The sequence below is a fragment of the Dyadobacter sp. OTU695 genome (genome assembly GCF_038440355.1).
In the GTDB taxonomy this organism is placed as follows: domain Bacteria; phylum Bacteroidota; class Bacteroidia; order Cytophagales; family Spirosomataceae; genus Dyadobacter.
This window is the reverse complement of record NZ_JASATN010000002.1, coordinates 36,575-55,682: the sequence shown is the minus strand read 5'-3', so window position 1 is coordinate 55,682 and position 19,108 is coordinate 36,575. Positions and strand designations below refer to the sequence as shown.

The window sequence follows — 19,108 nt, the reverse complement described above, 5'->3', positions numbered from 1 at the left end:
GACGGTTTTAATGTAATAATTTGATAAATGAATCCTCGATTGTCACCTCGGTATCCTTCACTTCCACACCGGTAAGCCCGCGTTCGCGCAGGTAGGCCAATAAGGCGTGCGTATCCGCGTCGTGGAACGCCGCGTGCGCGTATTCGCCGAAAGCGTAGCTGTTGAGAATGTCCGGATGACTTTCCAGTACTTTCAGAAGTTGGTACATTTCGTTGGCTTTAATGGCCAGCAGCCGGTCGGGATAGGTATTTACGATGTTCTGCGGCGTGTCGATGGACAGGATTTTGCCGCCCTGGATCAACGCTATGCGATCGCAGAGCGAGGCCTCGTCCATGTAAGGTGTCGAAACGAGAATAGTGATATTCTGCTCTTTCAACCTTTTGAGCATTTCCCAAAACTCTTTCCGCGAAACCGGGTCGACGCCCGTGGTAGGCTCATCGAGAAATAATGTGGTCGGTTTGTGGATCAATGCACAACACAATGCCAGTTTCTGCTTCATCCCGCCGGACAGCTTGCCCGCCCGCCGGTTTTTGAATGGTTCGATCTGGACGTAGATGTCTTTGATCAGATGATAGTTTTCTTCGATCGTGGTGTCAAAAACGGTGGCGAAAAAGTTCAGGTTTTCTTCAATGGTAAGGTCCTGGTAGAGCGAAAATTTCCCCGGCATATACCCTACCGAATTGCGTATTTGCCTGAAATCCTTCACAATATCGTGTCCGTCGACGCTTGCCGAACCTCCATCCGGAAGAAGGAGCGTAGTCAGCATCCGGAAAATGCTCGTTTTTCCCGCGCCATCCGGGCCTATCAACCCGAAAAGCTCACCCTGGTTTACCGAAAACGATACATCATCGACGGCCACGGTCTTTTCCTTGCCATACGTTTTGACCAAATTTTTGACGACAACCGCTTCCATTATTTCAGCGCGACTTCACCGTACATACCTATTTTCAGATAACCATCATTCTTCACCCTGATCTTCACCGCATACACCAGATTGGCCCGTTCGTCTTTGGTCTGGATAGTCTTGGGGGTAAATTCCGCCTTGCTACTGATCCATTCGATCGTGCCCGGCAATTCGCGGTATCTACTATCTGCGCTGTCTACGAGCACTTTTACCTGCTGGTTCAGCTTGATGCCCGTCAGTTGGTCGCCTGTCACGTATGCCCGCAGGATGATTGTCGAAAGGTCAGCGATTTTATACAAGGGTTTCCCGGCAGCGGCCATCTCGTTGGTCTCGGCGTATTTTGTCAACACAGTTCCACCGACTTCATTGACTATTCTAGACTTTGAAATCTGATCGTTAATCTGCTCGATTTGAACATACAACGGCAATGCGTCCGCCCGCAGGCCGGAAGTTTGTGTTTTTAAAACCGAGGCTTGGGCCGCATCCTGTTTACGGATCACGTCCAGTTGCTTTTGCAGTTCCTCTATCTGCGCATTGATGTCGTCGAGCTGCTTGGGCGTCGCCGCATCGGCCTTCAGCAGGTTTTGAATGCGTTTTTGCTCGTGCAGCAGGTTATCCAGTCGCACTTGGGAAACGGCGATCTGCTGTTTGTAAACATTTGTCTGCGCCGCAATGTCAGGCAGGCGGCTGCCGGTAGCCCTGATCTGCGCTTCGAGCTGTTTTTTGCGTAACGACAACTGTAAACTATCGATGTAGCCCACCGTCTGGCCGGCTTTCAGTTGCTGGCCTTCTTGCACATTAAGCGCTATAATGCGGCCCGTAGCCTCGGCGGACACGATCGTTTCGACGGCCTCAAAGGTGCCGGAAGCGTCGTACGGATTCTCTTTTCCATCGCAAGCCGCCATCCCCGCGGCCAATATGATCAGATAAGAATAGGATTTCATATGCTTGTATTTAAATGCTTATTCAATGTTAGTTCCGAGTGTGTTATCCAGACTGTATTGCGACATTAGCAGCTGAATGCCGTGCAGGATCTTATTTTGCCGCGCCTGATCTTCGGCATTCACTTCGCGCAGGAAATCGTTGGTATTGATCACACCGTTTTCGAGCTGGGCGGCAGCAGTGGTTTTAATGCTTTCTCGGAGCGCAATGATCTCCTCGTCGGTCGTCAGCAATTGCCGGAAGCGGCCGAGTTCGGCATTTTGCTGTTTTGCTGCCAGGTTAGTGTTGAAAAGGAACGTTTCCTTTTGCAGTTGAATGGCATCCCGGTTGTTGCGGATCAGCTCACGGTCTTTTTTAATGGTATACAATCCTGAAAGTGACCAGTTCAGCCGCATCCCGGTTAGATAATAAGAATCAAAGCCATTGTTGAGAATATTCAGCGCCGGTCTTCCGTAACCTCCCTGGAAAAAGAAATTGAGTTTCGGGCGGTTGCGGACGTCCAGCAGTTGAGATTGAACATCCAGGCTGCGGTTCTGGGCATCGTAAAGTTTAAGCTCGGGCCGGTTGATTTCGCCACGGGAAGCCGATTCCGCCGGTTTTTCCAGCACAGCCGAATCCCCGAGCGGCTGCCCTGTCAGCAAACCGAGCATTTCCAGATAGGCTTTCCGGCTGGCGTTGAGGTCGATCGTCCGCTGGTCCGCTTTCAGTAACTCCGCCTTCAAAGTGTTTGCATTGCTTTTAAATGCGGTGCCATTATCGATGAGCGCCTGGATCTTTTTAATACCCAGGTTAATATCCTTTTTCAGCAGCTCATTCTGCCTGAGCTGTTCTTCAAGCATTAACACCCCGAAAAACAGCTGATTGACCCGGTCATTGAGCTTGTAGAGCTCTACTTCCAGTTTCTGCGTCTCCACCTGCGCATTCGCCTCATGCGAGCGTATCTGCGTGCGGACGTTGCCACCGTCGTAGATCGTCTGATTTACCTCGCCATACACTTTGTACTGATCCTTACTAATGCTGGGAAACTCCACGCCGGGAACCGACACGGGCAGTTTAAATTCGGTCACCGCCGACTGGTAGGTAGCCTGCCCCTGCACCGTGAGTTGGGGGAAATATCCCTTTGCCGCATTGCTTACCGAATAATCCCGCGTCTTTTCAATCAACCCCTGCTGGCGGATCATCGGATAATTTCGCCGCGCGAGCTGGTAAGCATCCCGGATCGTCAGCAGCCTGGTTTGCGCCTGTAAGCCCGCCGGTAGCAGCCACCAACAGCTGACTATCAACATCGTTTTAACTACATTAATCATTTTATTTATTCGTTTTATTTAATCATTTGATTAATTAAAAGGTAAAAAAAGAGGAGCAGCCTCCTCTGTATTCTCAGGCAGATCTACCTCAGGTTTGGTCCAGCATCAGCTTCATCCAGGCGGGAACCAGCTTCTTACGCTGCTCCATCAGTTGGCGGTATGCTTCTTCACTGCCTACAATTGGTTGCAGAACGGGCTTGGCCACAAACGGGAAGAGGTTCATTCCCAGCAAATTCATCAGAAAATGAAACGGGCTAATATCGCTTCTACGCGTTATTAGCTGTTTAACGAAAACCGATTCGGTCAGATGCTTGCGCGCCTGGAAACGATTTGCCAGTTGTTCCGGGTTACTACGGATTTCACTTAGCACGAAAATCGGCAAATCGGGATGCTCAAGAAGCATATTAATGTAATTCTCGGTAATCTTTTCCAGCTTCTCTTCCAGCGTGGTCGATTCGTCATTAAGTACCGGCCCGAGCACACCGAAAAGCTTCTCGATCCGCTCTGCCATAATGATCTGGAAAAGCTTCTCCTTACTGCGGAAATAGTAATTCAGCAGCGCCAGGTTAATGCCCGCTTCTTCCGCAATGCCCCTCGTTCGCGCATTGCCGTAACCCTTTTTGGTGAATACAATACTCGCCGCCTCCTTGATTCTCTCTTCCGTACTCAGGTCCAATTCTTCCTTTTTCGCTTTCGCCATCACTCAATTTCCATTTGGTAGGTCAAAGGTAAAAGCGATTTTTGATTTAACCAAAATATTTAATCAAATGATTAAATATTTTGGTTAATGCGACTAAATATCGTGCATGCGGCCTGTTTGTCATCTTCCACCAGCTACCTATTTCAGTTACGGATCCTTTTTTATTAACTTTTACAAAAAACCAGTAGAACCTGCGATAGCTGTATGTATGTAAATCTATCCCGCTGATATGACCTCTTCAACGCTTAAAAAATGGCTTCCCGGGCTGCTCTTTCTATCGACGCAGCTCGTCAACACACTTTATGAGCTCACACAGGACACCCGGACGCTCTCATGGGCACCGCATACCACGCAGGTATTTTACCGGATCGAGGCCTTTCAAAACGGCGCTGCCCTCGGCAAGCAGGCCGTGGAAGCCCGTTATGGTATTGCCCAAACCCAGTGGGAAGCCCACGCGCCGGGCAATCTGAGACGGCTGATAGCATCGGTCGAAGCACAATTACCGGGCGGTCCCGACAGCGTCAGGATAGCATACCGGCGCAATGGAGCTCCTGAAAGGACCTATTTGTGGAAAGCCCGCCTGTGAAACATATGCGCCATCTCAATCCTTTTTATGTCAGGGAAAAAGCCGTCGTCCCCGAACTTGTACTGGCGGTGAGGGCATTGGCCGTTTACTTGCTATTGACCCAGGAATTTCCGTTCAATGGTAATCAAGGCGGGGGCAGGTTCTATCCTGTTATAGGCTTGCTGGCCCGTATAGGCACCGACGAGCAATTCAATATGGCCGTCCGGCTATTGTTTCTGGCCGGCACTGGTATGCTCCTATTCTCCCGTTTTGTGCGGCTGGGCGCGCTGGGTGCAGGCTTGGCATTTGTGATGGGGCCGCTTTCCTGTCAGACATGCATTTCCGTGGCGCACCTTTTTACGGGCTGCGTGTTCCTATGCACTGCGCTCAGCAACGATGTCACGGGAACGAACCTTATCCGCTTCCAGTTGGCTGTGCTTTATCTGGGCGCTGATCTGAACAAGATATCGGACACCGATTGGTGGACCGGTGCCAGTATTGAAACGCTGCTGGTGACCAAGCATCAGATCGCATCCTACATGAATGCGGCCAGCATTTTCCCACCTGGCTTTTTATCCCAAATCACTGGCATAGGAGTTATTGTACTTCAAATGAGCATTGCTATCCTTCTGTTCTTCCGAAAAACAGTCGTTTACGCCACACTGCTGGCGCTTGTGCTACATTTACCAATGGTGCTGTTAATGCACATGACATTCGGGCCTTTTCTTTTCGCGCTTGTTGTAGCCTACGGCTCGCTGCTCAGCTGGCCACCGAGCCTGGCTTGCGACAGCCGGTTGCACAGTAATGTGCTGGTCAAATGGCTGGGAATCCTGGATTTTAATGACCAGATCAGCCGGTGTGCGGGTCATGAAAGGGACAGTCCGATGCGCTGGCTTAGGACCGCTCTTTATTTTCTGCCCCACCCTGTTATCCTGTTGGCGCTCACCGTGCTGACCGCCGCGATGGTCCGTTACGGCAAATTGTTACCGCTAACAATTCTTACCATCGCCGCGTTTTGGATGTACGTCTGGCCGCAGCGGAAGTCTGCCGCAATCGAACCACGGCCTGTGAGCTGATGGGCAGGCTTGTCATTTTTAGTTTGAACTTCTGTTTGAAAACATCTTGAAATATTAATTACCCTCGTAATTTTGTGGTTGCTTTGACCTGAACTATATATTCAAAGCATTCGAATAGGAACAACTTTCATGAAGAAAATCCGTAATTTTTGCATTATTGCCCATATTGACCACGGGAAAAGTACCCTGGCGGACCGTCTGCTGGAATTTACCAAAACTGTATCGCAGCGCGAAATGCAAGCGCAATTGCTCGATAATATGGATCTGGAACGTGAACGCGGCATTACCATCAAGAGCCACGCGATCCAGATGAACTATGTTTACAAAGGTGAAGAATATATACTGAACCTGATCGACACCCCGGGGCACGTGGACTTTTCTTACGAGGTTTCCCGTTCGATCGCCGCCTGCGAAGGCGCATTGTTGCTCGTGGACGCCTCCCAAGGCACCGAAGCGCAGACGATCTCCAACCTCTACCTGGCGATCAACCATGACCTGGTCATTATCCCCGTCCTGAACAAGATCGACCTTCCCGGCGCAATGCCTGAGGAGATCAAGGACGAAATGGTGGACCTGCTGGGCTGCGAGCGCGCCGATATTATTCCGGCCAGCGGCAAGGAGGGTATCGGTATCGAGGACATTCTCAACGCGATCGTCGAACGCATCCCTGCTCCCGTGGGCGACCCGGAAGGCCCTCTGCAAGCATTGATCTTCGACTCGGTTTTCAACTCCTATCGGGGTATCGAAGTAATCTTCCGTGTGAAAAACGGCAGCATCAAAAAAGGCGACAGGGTGAAGTTCATGGCGACCGGCAAGGAATACATTGCCGACGAGATCGGAACGCTGGGCTTACAGCAAATACCGAAACAGGTCGTAGAATGCGGCGACGTAGGTTACCTGATTTCGGGGATCAAGGTAGCGAAAGAAGTAAAAGTCGGTGATACATTCACCCATATCGACCGTCCTGCCAGCGAAGCGATCGTAGGCTTTTCGGAGGTTAAACCAATGGTTTTTGCGGGTATTTACCCTGTCGATACGAGCGAATTCGAAGAGCTTCGCGAAGCAATGGAGAAATTGCAGCTCAACGACGCGGCATTGGTCTGGGAGCCGGAAACATCCGCAGCCCTTGGTTTCGGTTTCCGGTGCGGCTTCCTGGGAATGCTGCATATGGAGATCGTGCAGGAGCGTCTGGAACGCGAGTTCGACATGACTGTGATCACGACGGTACCATCGGTGCAATTCCGGGTTCTGACCACGAAAGACAAGCTGCTTAACATCAGCGCTCCTTCGGAAATGCCTGAGCCTAACCACGTAAAATACATCGAGGAGCCTTATATCAATGCGCAGATCATCACTAAATCGGATTACATTGGTCCGATCCTGAACCTGTGTATGGACAAGCGCGGTATCCTCAAAAACCAGATATACCTCACCGCCGAGCGCGTGGAGCTGCAATTCCTGATCCCGCTCGCCGAGGTTGTTTTTGATTTCTTTGATAAACTCAAAACAATATCCCGCGGTTACGCCTCGCTTGACTATGAACTGGCAGGTTACCAGGAGTCGGACATGGTGAAGCTCGACGTGATGCTGAACGGCGAGCCGGTGGATGCGCTATCGGCGATTGTGCACCGTTCGAAGTCCTATGAATGGGGCAAGAAGCTTTGCGAAAAGCTCCGTGAACTGATCCCGCGGCAAATGTTCGAGATCGCTATCCAGGCGGCAATCGGGCAGAAGATCATCGCCCGCGAGACGGTGAAGGCCATGCGCAAGGACGTTTTGGCCAAATGTTACGGAGGTGATATTTCCCGTAAGCGCAAGCTTCTCGAAAAGCAGAAGAAGGGTAAAAAGCGAATGCGGCAGGTGGGTAATGTAGAAATTCCTCAGGAAGCGTTCATGGCTGTTTTGAAGATCAACTAGCAATGCTCAATATGAAAGCAAAATACCAGCAGTGTTACCTTCGAGGGTTATTGCTGGTATTTTTGCTTTATCATGCGCCTACCATTTTCCTGGGCCCGGGCGCGTTCTTCAATGCGTTCGATTCCCTCGATTCTTTTGTGGTGTGGTACCGCCTGGCCACGCAGGATGCGTACGCCTGGTCGCCTCCGCATACGATCATTGAACCTTTTATGGGAGGTGTGCCCAAATTTACGCTGGTCAGCACCTTCAATGTCTACTACTGGCTCAATCTGCTGCTGCCGACCTTCTACGCCTTTCAGGTTTACAACCTCTTTATCAGCGCCGTTGCACTGATCGGAATGTGGCTGCTCTGCCGACGGCACCTGGGCACCAGCGAACCGGCCTCGGCTTTTCTGGCGTTGTCGTTTGCCTTTACCCCTTTCCTGCCGACGTGGGGATTAAGCATTGCAGGCCAGCCCCTGCTTTTATTTGTTATCCTGAACATTCGCGAAGGAAAGCCTGCGATCTGGCACTGGCTGATCCTGGCGGCATTTCCCTTTACATCGAATTTTCAATCTGCCGGCGTATTTATCCTTTTTGCATTCGCGGTGCTGATTGGTTTTGATATGATCAAAAAACGACCGGTTCGGCCGTTGCTTTTAGCATTTGTGATCCTTTTGGCCGTATATCTGGCGACAAAGATCGATCTGATCCAAAATCTGCTGGGCGGTGATGGGTTCGTCTCCCACCGGACGGAAATGCGCCGGTTTCCCGTCAAATTAAGTGTGTGCCTAAAAATATTTGCCCGGTACTTCCTGCTCGGCAACGTCGATGTCGCGCTGTCGCTGCATACGTTCGTGCTCCTCCCGTTTGTCTGCCTGACTTACGCCGCACATGTTTTTCGTCAAAGGGAATTGCCCCGTGGCCTTACTACCACTTTGACCATTATCATTCTGATTTGCTTTTACATTGCAATCCTGAACCTGGAACCGGTGGTCGGGCTTCGGAACAGCTCGGATGTACTCCGGATGTTCAGTCTTGAAAGGTTTCATATTTTCCTGCAACTGCTCTGGCACATTGCGGCCGCTCAGGCATTGCTGTTGATTGTCCCAAAGTACCGAAATCGCATATTGTTGGTAGTGGCAGTCTTGCAGTTGGTCATTTGCTTCGCTTACCAGCCGACCTACTATCAACGTTTTGTCAAGAAGTTCGTGACCATTGTCCCGTACCACTATATATTTACTTACGAGGATTACTATGCTGAGCGGATGTTTGACAATATCAAGGCAACGATCGGCAAACCCGGAAATACCTACCGCGTGGCCAGCATAGGGATTCCCCCGGCGGTGGCCCAATACAACGGTATTCGGACCATCGACGGGTATTCGAGCAATTATCCGCTTTCCTACAAACACAAATTCCGCAACATCATTACCGCCGAACTTGAAAAGAATGCCAACAACCAAGGCTTTTTCGACTACTGGGGCAGCCAGTGCCTGATCGTCTATGACCAGGGGCTACCCTATTTCGAGACGCATATGACGCGCGGCAAGGCGGCCCGCGAACGGCCGGTCGAACTCTCTTATGAGGCGTTACGGAGCCTTCATTGCGACTATATTCTGTCTGTAGAAAACATTCGCGACCCGGAAAAATCGGGATTACGCAAGCTGGCGATATTCAGTTCGGCGATATGGCACGTAAGTTTATATGAAGTTACTAGTAATCAGTGACGTATATTTAACAGAAATTTCTCGTCACCGGTTAAAAAGTCATTGTTAGCTGGTTGCTCACCAGGGACATTTTTGCGTATATTGTCCAGGTCAAAAAAGGAACCCCATGACTTATGAGCATCGTCATCTCCAATATCAAATTCCACAACAACCAGCAACTCGACTATTTCGGGCAGAAAATTAAAAAAACGATGATTCCGGTTGCTTCGCCTTACGTGCGAAGGCATGTAAAGGAAGTGATCGACTTTGCCGGGATCAAAAAATCCGACCGCATCATAGACGTGGCGTGCGGAATGGGGAAATACACCCTGAACTTCCTTGCCCAGGGTTACCGCGTCGAGGGGCTCGATCTCTCGCCATTTCTCCTGCAACAGCTGCTGGTCTATAACGACAACAAATTTCCGGTGAAGCTCCATGCGGCCGACATTCTTGACGCACCCGAAGAGCTCAACGATCAGTTCGATGTCGTGATGGGCTTCATGGCCCTCCATCATTTCCACAGCCTGCACGCTTGCTTCCAGGCGATGTACCGGATAGCAAAACCAGGCGGGAAACTGGTATTCCTAGAACCAAATGCCTACAACCCGCTTTACTACCTGCAAATCGCGCTTACGCCTGGAATGTCATGGGAAGGAGATAAAGGTGTGGCGGATATGACCAAAAAGAAGTTATTCGAAGCGATGGACTATGCCGGTTGGGAAAATTTACAGATTAAGCGTTTTGGCTTTTACCCACCCTTCCTGTCCAACACGACGTTGGGCCAGAAAAGCGAACCTGTACTCGAAAAGATTCCGGGATTGAATACGTTTCTGCCTTTCCAGATCATCACAGCCGAAAAAAGATGACAGGAGACAACAGAGAAAAATGGCTTGTTTCATATCCCGCCGACGGCAATTCGGTGTGTTTTGAAATGGAAGACATGTCATTCTGGTATCAGCACCGGAATGAATGCCTTGTAGCAACCATGCAAGCCAACGATTTTCCCAAAGAATTTCTGGACATCGGGGGCGGGAACGGCATTACTGCATTGGCCATGCAAAACGCAGGCTATGAGGTAACACTGGTGGAGCCCTACCCCAGCGGAATCGAGAATGCAAAGAAAAGAGGTATCCGGTCGACCATCCAGAGCACCCTGGAAGAATACGTGGCGCATGGGATCGGAATGGCACCCGCGGCGGGGTTCTTCGATGTAATGGAACATATTGAAGACGACCAGGCCTTTCTCGAAAATATCAACAAGTTGCTTACCCATGACGGGCGGATCATGCTGACCGTACCGGCATTTCAGAGTTTATGGTCCGAAAACGACGTTCAACTCGGACATTTCAGGCGGTATACGCTCGGGCAGCTCTCCACGCTGCTTGAAAAGTCCGGTTTCAGGGTGACGTATGCGACCTATTTTTTTTCGCTTGTGTGGGCACCCATGTGGTTTGCGCGGGTATTGCCGGAAAAATTCGGGATCAAAAAAAATAATACCCCGGACAAAAAGCGGAATGAGCACATGGCCGGCCGGCCGGCAACTGCGCGTTTGTTGATGCGGCTGCTTGGCTGGGAGATAAACGCCATTCGAAATAAAACCAGAATACCCTTTGGTACCAGTTGCCTGATCGTTGCACAGAAAACAAGAGCCTTGTGAACCAAAATTTATCCGCAACCACCCAATTCCAACTTTTTTTATTCTCGACTGACCCGGCTGTCGTCCGAACGGCCATAGCGGCGGGCGTGGACGGCATCATTGTCGATTGGGAAAATCAGGGGAAGAAGCTCAGGCAGGAGAAATTCGACACGCAGATCAATTATGATACTTATGACGATTTGTGCCGTGTGCGCGAAGTGACCCCGGAAGGCAGGCTGATATGCCGGATCAATGGTTTCTCGCAAGCGCATACACAGCAAGAGGTAGAGCTCGCGCTTCGCGCGGGGGCGGATGAAATCTTTCTGCCCATGGTCCGAACCGTTACCGAAGCACATCAAACGCTGGAGATGATCGGCGGACGGGCCGGGTTCAATATACTGATTGAAACGACCTCGGCACTCGAATGTATGGCCGAGCTCAGCAAACTGCCGCTCCGCCGGGCCTATATCGGATTAAACGACCTGCATATTCAACAAAACAGCAGGAACATTTTCGTTCCACTTATGAATGATACCGTAACAGATATCCGCAGGCATTTCGAAATACCGCTTGGCGCTGGCGGGGTGACCTATCCCCCCAACGGGCTGCCGATCGCCAGCAAATACCTGATCAATGAATATGCCCGCCTTGGAATCGATTTCAGTTTTCTGCGCCGCACGTTCATCAAAGACCACGCCAGCCATAGCATGGACCACATGGTCTATCATATCCGGAAAGCCTATGACGAAGCCCGCCGGCGGTCGCATGAACAAGTCTCAGCAGATTTCCAGGCGTTCCGTGAACAGGTCGAAAGCTGGACAACCAATCCGCATCACGCATGATCCTCCTGATGTATGAGCCGGTACCGGCCCATTTGCAGCGCCTGCGACAAGCCGCACCGGATCACCCGATAGCCATCGCGCATTCGCTGGAAGAAGCCTGCCATCTCATTGAAAAGGCCGAAATCGTTCTCGGCAACCGATATTTCATTCAAAGCCTGCCCTTTGCGGAAAAGCTGCTCTGGATGCAGTCCAATTCAGTAGGCGTAGACCTTATTCTTACCAAAAAACAACAACTTCTCGATAAGGGTATTACTCTGACCTGCGCCAGAGGTGTATACGACGCGGAACTGGCGGAACATACCCTGACGCTTCTGCTAACCCTGTTTCGCGGAATGCATCTCTTGCGCGACGAGCAGAACGCACATATCTGGCGGCGGCACAGGCTACGCACCCTGCAGGGCAGTCATTGCCTGATCCTGGGTTGGGGCAGTCTGGCACAGGCGATCACCCGGTTGGTCACGGCGATGGGCGGACGCGTATCGGCAGTCAGAAACCGCCCTGATGATTCGGAAGAAGACGGTGTTTCCCTATTCGGCCAGCAAAACTGGCAGTCGCATTTACCCGCAACGGATGCATTGATCAATTGCTTGCCCAAAACCCCGGAAACGCATCATTTTGTCGACAGCCATATCCTGGAACAGCTACCTGGCCACGCATTTGTAGTCAATATCGGCAGGGGCGGCACGCTCGACGACCAGGCGTTACTGGAAAGAGTGCAGGCAGGCCGTCTGGCAGGAGCCGCACTCGACGTGTTCGAACAAGAGCCGTTGCCTGCATCTCACCCGATGTGGGCCGAACCACGGATTATGATTACTCCGCATGTGGGCCGCAGCCTGGAAGGCCCGGAATATAAATGGCAATCCCTTTTTGAAGAAAATCTGGCGCGCTACGTGCGCGGGGAAACACTGCTGAATATCGTCAACTATGAAAAGGGTTATTGATGCTCAGTATTGTCATTCCTGTATATAAAAGCGCATCGACACTCGCGGCTTTGCATGAACGGATCGGCCGGGTGGCCGCGTCTCTTGCTGTCCCCTGCGAGGTGGTATATGTCAACGATGCTTCTCCGGACCATTCGCTGGCGATTCTCCGGAAGCTTCCACCGACTATTTCATTCCATATCGTTAATTTGAAAAAGAATACCGGCCAAAGCAATGCCCTGATCGCCGGCATGGCATTCGCCCGGGGAGAACTCGTTGCCACGATGGACGCCGATTTACAGGACGAGCCTGAAAACCTCGCTGCGATGATTCAAGCGATGCAACCGGGAATAGACGTTGTTTTTGCCAAACGGCAGGGACAGTATGAGTCGGCAGGCCGGCTGCTGACTTCCTTTCTTTTCAAAGGCATGGTTCATTGGTTTTCCGCCAGGAGAATCCCTATGAATGCAGGCTTGTTCATGGTGCTGCGAAACGAGGCTGCTACTGGTTTCATCCCCTATTTGCCATATTCTCCCTACCTGATCGGGCTGGTTGCCAGAAGCGGGTTGCAGTGCGCCTCGGTAACGGTGGAGCGGCCGGAAAACGCCCTGGGCGAGACCTCCTATACATTCAGAAAACGCCTTCGGGTGGCGCGAAGCTTTTTCCGGACCCTTCGCCTGCCATCTCCACAACAAGGCCCCCAGGCTGCGGCATGGCTTAATTCACATCTTTTGGCCGATCATTACTATATCGCCCGAAAGCAATAAAAACACCGTATCGGTATGCAGTTTTGCAGGCTGTATAGTGAAAGAACCCTGGCAAACGGCCCTAGCACACTGATTATCAAGCATTACAAGAAAGGCTATTCTCTAAAACCGGAGCCAGACCGATAGCGAGGGGCAATTTTATAATGTCAAACATCTCTCCTATTCACCTTTTATTGTAATTTTGACCAAAGTCTAAATTTCGACCAAGAACAAAAATACCTTAACAAGCGATATGGCAGAAGTAATTCGTATGCCCAAAATGAGCGACACCATGGAAGAGGGTGTTATCGCGGAATGGCACAAAAAAGTAGGCGATAAAATTAAATCGGGTGAAGTGATTGCTGAGGTGGAAACCGACAAAGCAACCATGGATCTTGAATCTTACTGGGACGGCACCCTTCTTTATATCGGCGTTAAAAAAGGCGACGCGGTACCTATCGACGGTATCATGGCGATCGTTGGGTCCGAAGGGGAAGATTACCAATCGCTGCTTGCCGGTGCCAGCAATGGAAATGGTGCCGCCGCTGCGCCTGCTGCCGAAGCTCCAAAAGAAGCTGCCCCTGCTGTCGAAACCGTCACTCCCGAATCCGCACCTGCTGCGGCAGCCGCTGCTGGGGCAACCCCTGCTGCGAAACCTGCCGCGTCTACTGAGAAAATCAACGCTGCCGTAGTTCGTATGCCCAAAATGAGCGATACCATGGAAGAAGGTACGCTGGTTTCGTGGCAGAAAAAAGTAGGCGATAAAGTAAAATCAGGTGATATCCTGGCCGAAGTCGAGACAGACAAGGCTACGATGGAACTGGAAGCATATGAAGACGGTACACTGCTTTACGTAGGTATCAAAGAAGGCGATGCAGTGCCTGTGGACGCTATCATCGCTGTGATCGGTGAAGAAGGGGCTAATGTTGAAGGCCTGCTTGCACGTGAAAACGGCGAAGCTCCTGCTGAAATAGCCACCCCTGCACAAGCTGCGGCACCGGCTGTTAATGGTTCTGAAAAGGCTGTTTCGGTTGCCGATTCGAGCGAGCGTGTGAAAGCGTCTCCCTTGGCAAAACGCCTGGCCGACGAAAAAGGCATTAACCTGAGCGAAGTTGCCGGAAGCGGCGACAACGGACGCATTGTGAAACGTGATGTAGACGAGTTCAAACCATCTGCACAGGCATCTGCTCCTGCGGCTCAACCGGCACCTGCTGCGAAAACAGAAGCAACTCCCGCTGCGGCTGCTCCGGCAAGCGTTCCTGCCGCGGGTGATTTCGTCGACACCCCGATCTCGCAAATGCGCAAAACCATCGCGCGCCGCCTGAGCGAGAGCTTGTTCACAGCGCCTCACTTCTATGTGACGATGGAAATTAACATGGACAAGGCGATGGCATTGCGCCCGCAGCTGAACGAAGTGGCTACTGCCAAAATTTCGTTCAACGACATGGTGATCAAAGCGTGTGCTGTTGCATTGAAGCAACATCCTGCCGTGAACTCCGCCTGGCTGGGTGACAAGATCAGAAAATACAATTATGTCAACATCGGTGTTGCAGTAGCGGTAGACGAAGGTCTGCTCGTTCCTGTGATCCGTGAAGCTGATAAGAAAACGCTTTCTGCCATTTCGGGTGAAGTAAAAGACCTGGCCGGCAAAGCGAAAGATAAAAAGCTGCAACCGAAAGATTGGGAAGGCAACACATTCTCTGTGTCCAACCTGGGTATGTTTGGTGTAGACGAATTTACAGCGATCATCAACCCGCCGGATTCTTGTATCCTGGCGATCGGCGCGATCAAGAAAGTGGCTGCTTTCAAGGAAGATGGAACGGTTTACCCCACCAACATCATGAAGGTAACGCTTTCGGCCGACCACCGCGTGGTAGATGGCGCAACCGCCGCTCAATTCCTGCTGACAGTGAAGAAACTGTTGGAAGAACCGATGAGCATGCTGGTTTAACCAAAATACAAGTGCATGAAAAAGTGTCAGGCCCGCAAGGTCTGGCACTTTTGTTTTCAGAGGCATTTGTCTTATACGCGACTAATATTTGCATTAAATATCAATATGGAGAAAATACATGCTACCACCGTCCTGGGGGTGCTACACAACGGAACTGTCGCCCTCGGCGCGGACGGTCAGGCTACAATGGGCAATACTGTTGCCAAGAGTAATGTTAAAAAGATCCGGACATTGATGGCCGGCAAGATCCTTGTCGGCTTTGCCGGCTCTACGGCCGATGCATTTACGCTTCTCGATCGTTTTGAAGAAAAACTGAATGCCTACGGCGGCAATATGAAGCGCGCAGCCATTGAACTCGCAAAAGACTGGCGCACCGATCGCTATTTACGTAAGCTGGAAGCGATGATGATTGTTGCCAATAAAGAAGAGATCCTTGTCATTTCAGGAACCGGAGATGTTTTGGAACCGGAGAATGGCATTGCAGCGATTGGCTCGGGTGGTAACTTCGCATTATCGGCCGCGCAGGCGTTTAAGAAACATGCCACGCATTTGAGCGCCGAAGAAATGGTGCGGGAAGGGCTGACGATTGCGGCTGATCTTTGCATTTACACCAACCATAATCTGGTGATTGAGAAGGTGCAGTAGTTGGATTGAATACAATGTGAATTGGGAATGTCACGAGCGCAGTCGAAGAGCATGTACGACGACTTTGTACGGACTGTCTTCGACCGCCCGGCGGCCCGGTCCGCTCAGACTGACTTTTCACATGTTCCATTCCTCGCCATCTCTTCAATCCCTCATAACTCCGCCATGAGCGTCATCAGCTTCACCAGCGAATCGGAAATCACCCGGTTGCTCCCAGGCACATACTTGTGCGCTATGATCGTAAAACCAAGCAGTGCACCCGACTTTGCATTCACGTACCCCGCAAATGCCCGCGTACCTTCGATAGATCCGCTCTTCGCATGCATGTTACCTGCCGCGCGTGACCCTTTTCCAAGATTACGGATTGTCCCGTTTTGTCCCAAAATGGCGATACTCTGATAAAAGTCCTTGTAACTGACGTCCTTATTCGCAAGACTGAGAATGTCAGTCAAGCTACCGGCAGTGATGGACCCGGAAGGCGAAAGACCACTTCCGTCCTTGATATAAAAACCTCTCAAATCCGCTCCCCTGCCCGACCAGTAGCCGGTAATGGCAGTTGCCGCATCGTCAAACCCGGAACTTCCGGAAAGCCGCTTGCCCGCCTGTTTGAAAAACACGTCGGCAAAGAGGTTAATGCTCCAAAAGTTGGCTTGCTGGCACAACTCGCGCAATGGGGGTGATTTGTATTCGTCGATGATCTTCCTGGGGTTGGAAGCCGGACTTGTGGGAAGTTGCTCGGCTTCTGCCACCAGTATTCCATTGCCCGATAATGCATTTTTCAACGCGTAGGCCGTGTACCATGCCGGATCAGGAATGGAGCCTTTTACGGTAAAAACAGGGTTTCCAGCGGGTACAGTGCCGGTTAGCAACACATTATTTCCCAGCGGACTGCTGTAAATGATCGTTTTATCACCCGAACCGCGCTCGCCGGTCGTGACCTGGTTGGTAAATGACAAATACGGAATCGCAGGCTCCGTTCCGAGCACCGTGGTAGGATCACCGGGATCCACGCCCGGCTTGAATTTGACCCGGTAAAGGTTTTCATTAAAATTAAGTCCCTGCACGCCAGCACCATAATAATTGCCCATATCGCCCCAGATCCACGTGCTGGCAACGGCCTCTTTGTCAAAAAATGAAGCGTCACCTATGACTTTTCCCTTGATGTACTTGATACCTGCGCGCTTTACGGCAGCTACCCACCGTCCGATCATTTCCGGGGCCGTTGGATAACCTTTAAACCGGTCACTTCCAAGAGATGGGTCGCCCGTACCGTGGATGTAGAGGTTCCCCGTAAGCGTATCGCCACGAAGGGCACCGTCGTATTCGAGAAAAGTTTGAAATTTGAAATCACCCCCAAAAAGTGCCAGAACCGTTGCTGTGGAAACGAGCTTTAAGGTGGAGGCCGAGGGTAACGACCGCTCAGGATTCAGTGCAAATACATTTGTTCCCTCCTTTACGGCCTTAACGCTCACCGCCAGCGAGCCGCTCCGCATGAATTCGCTGTTTTGCAGTTCCAGCACGGCGTCGCTGAAACGGATCAATCCGGCGCTGTCGATCGCTTGCCCATGGGCGGGGCGGGTGATCAGAAACACGCAAAATAAAAGAAGGGTGGCTCTCATCATATTAAATATTCACAAGGCACAAAATCTAAGCGGCTTTGTCTAATCTAGTAACTAATGTCCGTATCTCAGGCTGTTTTTTGGTACTTTTGTAAGATATTCGACAATTGATTAGTAGTTTACAAAGAAAAGATACAATAGTCATATTGATTTTTCCGCCAGAGGAAAAATACCAATATAGCTTTCACCCCATACTATTTATATGAAATTGACATTTTGGGGGGCTTCACAGCAGGTCACGGGTAGCATGTTCCTTTTAGAATCGGACGACTACCGCATATTGATCGATTGTGGCTCCGATTTTGATCTGGATGAGATCGGCAAGAAAACAAGATACGAACAGCAGAAGAGCGTTTTTCCGTTTGAACCCAGTCTGATCAACACCGTACTGCTCACACACGCGCACATTGACCACTCGGGTAACATTCCGAACTTGTACAAGGAAGGTTTTGAAGGACGGGTAGTCTGTACAGAACCCACTTTGGCCCTGACCTCGCTTCTGCTGAAAGATGCGGCCAACCTGCATCAGAAACGGCTCAATTCCCGCGTCAACTCCAAAAAACGAAGCGGCAAGAAAAAGCGCGAAGTGCCCATGGATTATTATGTTGAAAAACATGTGATCGAGGCAATGGACAATTTTGTTCCCGTTGCATTCGGGCAGCGTTACCGCATTGCCGACAATGTGACAGTGACCTACTATGCGGCCGGCCATTTGCTGGGTGCGGCGCATATTGTGCTGGATGTGTATGAAAATGGCGAGAAAAAGCGGCTATGCTTTTCGGGCGATATCGGTCGGAAGAACTATCCGCTGCTGATCGACCCACAGGAAATCCCGCAGGTCGATTACCTGATTTGTGAATCTACCTACGGAAATCGTTTGCACGAAGACCAGCGGGGCACAGTGGAAACGCTCGCGGATGTAATCAAACGGACCTGCATCGATATTCCGGGTAGGCTCATTATCCCGTCATTCAGTGTGGGAAGGACCCAGGCGTTGCTTTACACGCTTAACAAGCTGTACCTCGACCGTTCATTCCCTTACATTAAAGTATTCTCCGACAGCCCGTTGGCACATAGCAGCACGAAGGTTTACCAAAAGCATTCTCGGATGCTGAACAAGGAGGCGCGTGACTTCAAGGAAGACAACGATATGCTTTTCGATTTCGAAAACCTGATCTACCTGGAAAGCTCCGATGCTAGCCGGGCGGTTTCGAATTACAACGAGCCATGCATTATCATCTCCTCGTCGGGAATGGTGCAGGGCGGACGCGTGGAAGCACACGTGGAGGCCAATATCGGCAACCCCTACGCGACGATCCTGATGATCGGCTACGCCTCGGAAGGGACGCTTGGCTGGCGGTTGCTCAACGGCCAGGACACGATCTCTATTCGCGGAAAGCAGTATCCTGTCTTGGCTAATATTGAAAAAATTGACGTATTTAGCGGCCACGGAGACCAAAACGACTTAATTAATTTTGTAAAAATGCAGGATCCGGAAAAACTGAAACGCATTTTCCTTGTCCACGGAGAGCAGCAAAGCATGGCTGAATTCCAAAATAAAATTCAAGAAATCGGCTATCATTCGGTGGAAACGCCGTTGCGGGGTGCTACTTACGAACTCTGACCGCCCCTGATCACGCCCACTAATCA

At 50.9% G+C, this 19,108-nt stretch carries 17 protein-coding genes; 12 read left to right on the top strand and 5 right to left on the bottom strand.

Going from position 1 to position 19,108, the window contains the following annotated elements; all coding sequences use genetic code 11:
- Positions 1 to 7: 7 nt before the first annotated feature.
- The 4 genes from AAHB90_RS06020 to AAHB90_RS06005 form a co-directional block, all read right to left on the bottom strand.
- The gene (locus AAHB90_RS06020) at positions 8 to 913 is read right to left on the bottom strand and encodes an ABC transporter ATP-binding protein (RefSeq protein WP_342084040.1); all 906 of its coding nucleotides are present in this window, start codon (positions 911 to 913) and stop codon (positions 8 to 10) included.
- Entirely contained in the window at positions 913 to 1,848 is a 936-nt protein-coding gene (locus AAHB90_RS06015) for an HlyD family secretion protein (protein WP_342084038.1), read from the bottom strand. The genes AAHB90_RS06020 and AAHB90_RS06015 overlap by 1 nt, the downstream gene beginning before the upstream one ends.
- Positions 1,849 to 1,866: 18 nt before the next feature.
- A complete protein-coding gene (locus AAHB90_RS06010; RefSeq protein WP_342084037.1) occupies positions 1,867 to 3,153 on the bottom strand; it encodes a TolC family protein in 1,287 nt (428 codons plus the stop codon).
- A gap of 88 nt (positions 3,154 to 3,241) precedes the next feature.
- A complete protein-coding gene (locus tag AAHB90_RS06005) occupies positions 3,242 to 3,853 on the bottom strand; it encodes a TetR/AcrR family transcriptional regulator (protein WP_342084036.1) in 612 nt (203 codons plus the stop codon).
- A gap of 229 nt (positions 3,854 to 4,082) precedes the next feature.
- Between AAHB90_RS06005 and AAHB90_RS06000 the strand changes: the two genes are divergently transcribed.
- From AAHB90_RS06000 to hslV, 11 genes are all read left to right on the top strand, one after another.
- Positions 4,083 to 4,439, top strand: a complete 357-nt coding sequence (locus tag AAHB90_RS06000; protein ID WP_342084035.1) for a hypothetical protein — start codon at positions 4,083 to 4,085, stop codon at positions 4,437 to 4,439.
- 5 nt (positions 4,440 to 4,444) lie between these two features.
- The gene (locus AAHB90_RS05995; protein WP_342084034.1) at positions 4,445 to 5,494 is read left to right on the top strand and encodes an HTTM domain-containing protein; all 1,050 of its coding nucleotides are present in this window, start codon (positions 4,445 to 4,447) and stop codon (positions 5,492 to 5,494) included.
- A gap of 129 nt (positions 5,495 to 5,623) precedes the next feature.
- The gene (gene lepA / locus AAHB90_RS05990) at positions 5,624 to 7,411 is read left to right on the top strand and encodes a translation elongation factor 4 (protein ID WP_342084033.1); all 1,788 of its coding nucleotides are present in this window, start codon (positions 5,624 to 5,626) and stop codon (positions 7,409 to 7,411) included.
- Between the two features lie 11 nt (positions 7,412 to 7,422).
- Positions 7,423 to 9,120 carry a DUF6044 family protein gene (locus AAHB90_RS05985; RefSeq protein ID WP_342084032.1) on the top strand — a complete coding sequence of 566 codons (1,698 nt, stop codon included), beginning with the start codon at positions 7,423 to 7,425 and terminating at the stop codon, positions 9,118 to 9,120.
- 113 nt (positions 9,121 to 9,233) lie between these two features.
- Complete coding sequence (locus AAHB90_RS05980) at positions 9,234 to 9,965, top strand: class I SAM-dependent methyltransferase (protein ID WP_342084031.1); 732 nt, start codon at positions 9,234 to 9,236, stop codon at positions 9,963 to 9,965.
- Positions 9,962 to 10,756: a class I SAM-dependent methyltransferase gene (locus tag AAHB90_RS05975; protein WP_342084029.1), complete on the top strand. Its 795-nt coding sequence runs from the start codon at positions 9,962 to 9,964 to the stop codon at positions 10,754 to 10,756. The genes AAHB90_RS05980 and AAHB90_RS05975 overlap by 4 nt, the downstream gene beginning before the upstream one ends.
- Entirely contained in the window at positions 10,753 to 11,577 is an 825-nt protein-coding gene (locus AAHB90_RS05970; protein WP_342084028.1) for an aldolase/citrate lyase family protein, read from the top strand. Before AAHB90_RS05975 ends, AAHB90_RS05970 begins: the two co-directional genes overlap by 4 nt.
- Positions 11,574 to 12,518 (top strand): D-2-hydroxyacid dehydrogenase, encoded by a 945-nt coding sequence (locus tag AAHB90_RS05965; protein WP_342084026.1) that lies wholly within the window; start codon positions 11,574 to 11,576, stop codon positions 12,516 to 12,518. Before AAHB90_RS05970 ends, AAHB90_RS05965 begins: the two co-directional genes overlap by 4 nt.
- Positions 12,518 to 13,264: a glycosyltransferase family 2 protein gene (locus tag AAHB90_RS05960; protein ID WP_342084024.1), complete on the top strand. Its 747-nt coding sequence runs from the start codon at positions 12,518 to 12,520 to the stop codon at positions 13,262 to 13,264. The genes AAHB90_RS05965 and AAHB90_RS05960 overlap by 1 nt, the downstream gene beginning before the upstream one ends.
- 232 nt (positions 13,265 to 13,496) lie before the next feature.
- Complete coding sequence (locus AAHB90_RS05955) at positions 13,497 to 15,194, top strand: pyruvate dehydrogenase complex dihydrolipoamide acetyltransferase (RefSeq protein WP_342084023.1); 1,698 nt, start codon at positions 13,497 to 13,499, stop codon at positions 15,192 to 15,194.
- 105 nt (positions 15,195 to 15,299) lie between these two features.
- Positions 15,300 to 15,839, top strand: a complete 540-nt coding sequence (hslV, locus tag AAHB90_RS05950; protein ID WP_342084022.1) for an ATP-dependent protease subunit HslV — start codon at positions 15,300 to 15,302, stop codon at positions 15,837 to 15,839.
- 152 nt (positions 15,840 to 15,991) lie between these two features.
- On the opposite strand, the gene dacB is transcribed toward hslV, so the two are convergent.
- Positions 15,992 to 17,461, bottom strand: coding sequence for a D-alanyl-D-alanine carboxypeptidase/D-alanyl-D-alanine endopeptidase (dacB, locus tag AAHB90_RS05945; protein WP_342084021.1), 1,470 nt, complete (start codon positions 17,459 to 17,461; stop codon positions 15,992 to 15,994).
- Between the two features lie 199 nt (positions 17,462 to 17,660).
- Here dacB and AAHB90_RS05940 point away from each other — a divergent pair, with 199 nt between their 5' ends.
- Positions 17,661 to 19,082, top strand: a complete 1,422-nt coding sequence (locus AAHB90_RS05940; protein ID WP_342084020.1) for an MBL fold metallo-hydrolase — start codon at positions 17,661 to 17,663, stop codon at positions 19,080 to 19,082.
- Positions 19,083 to 19,108 lie beyond the last annotated feature (26 nt).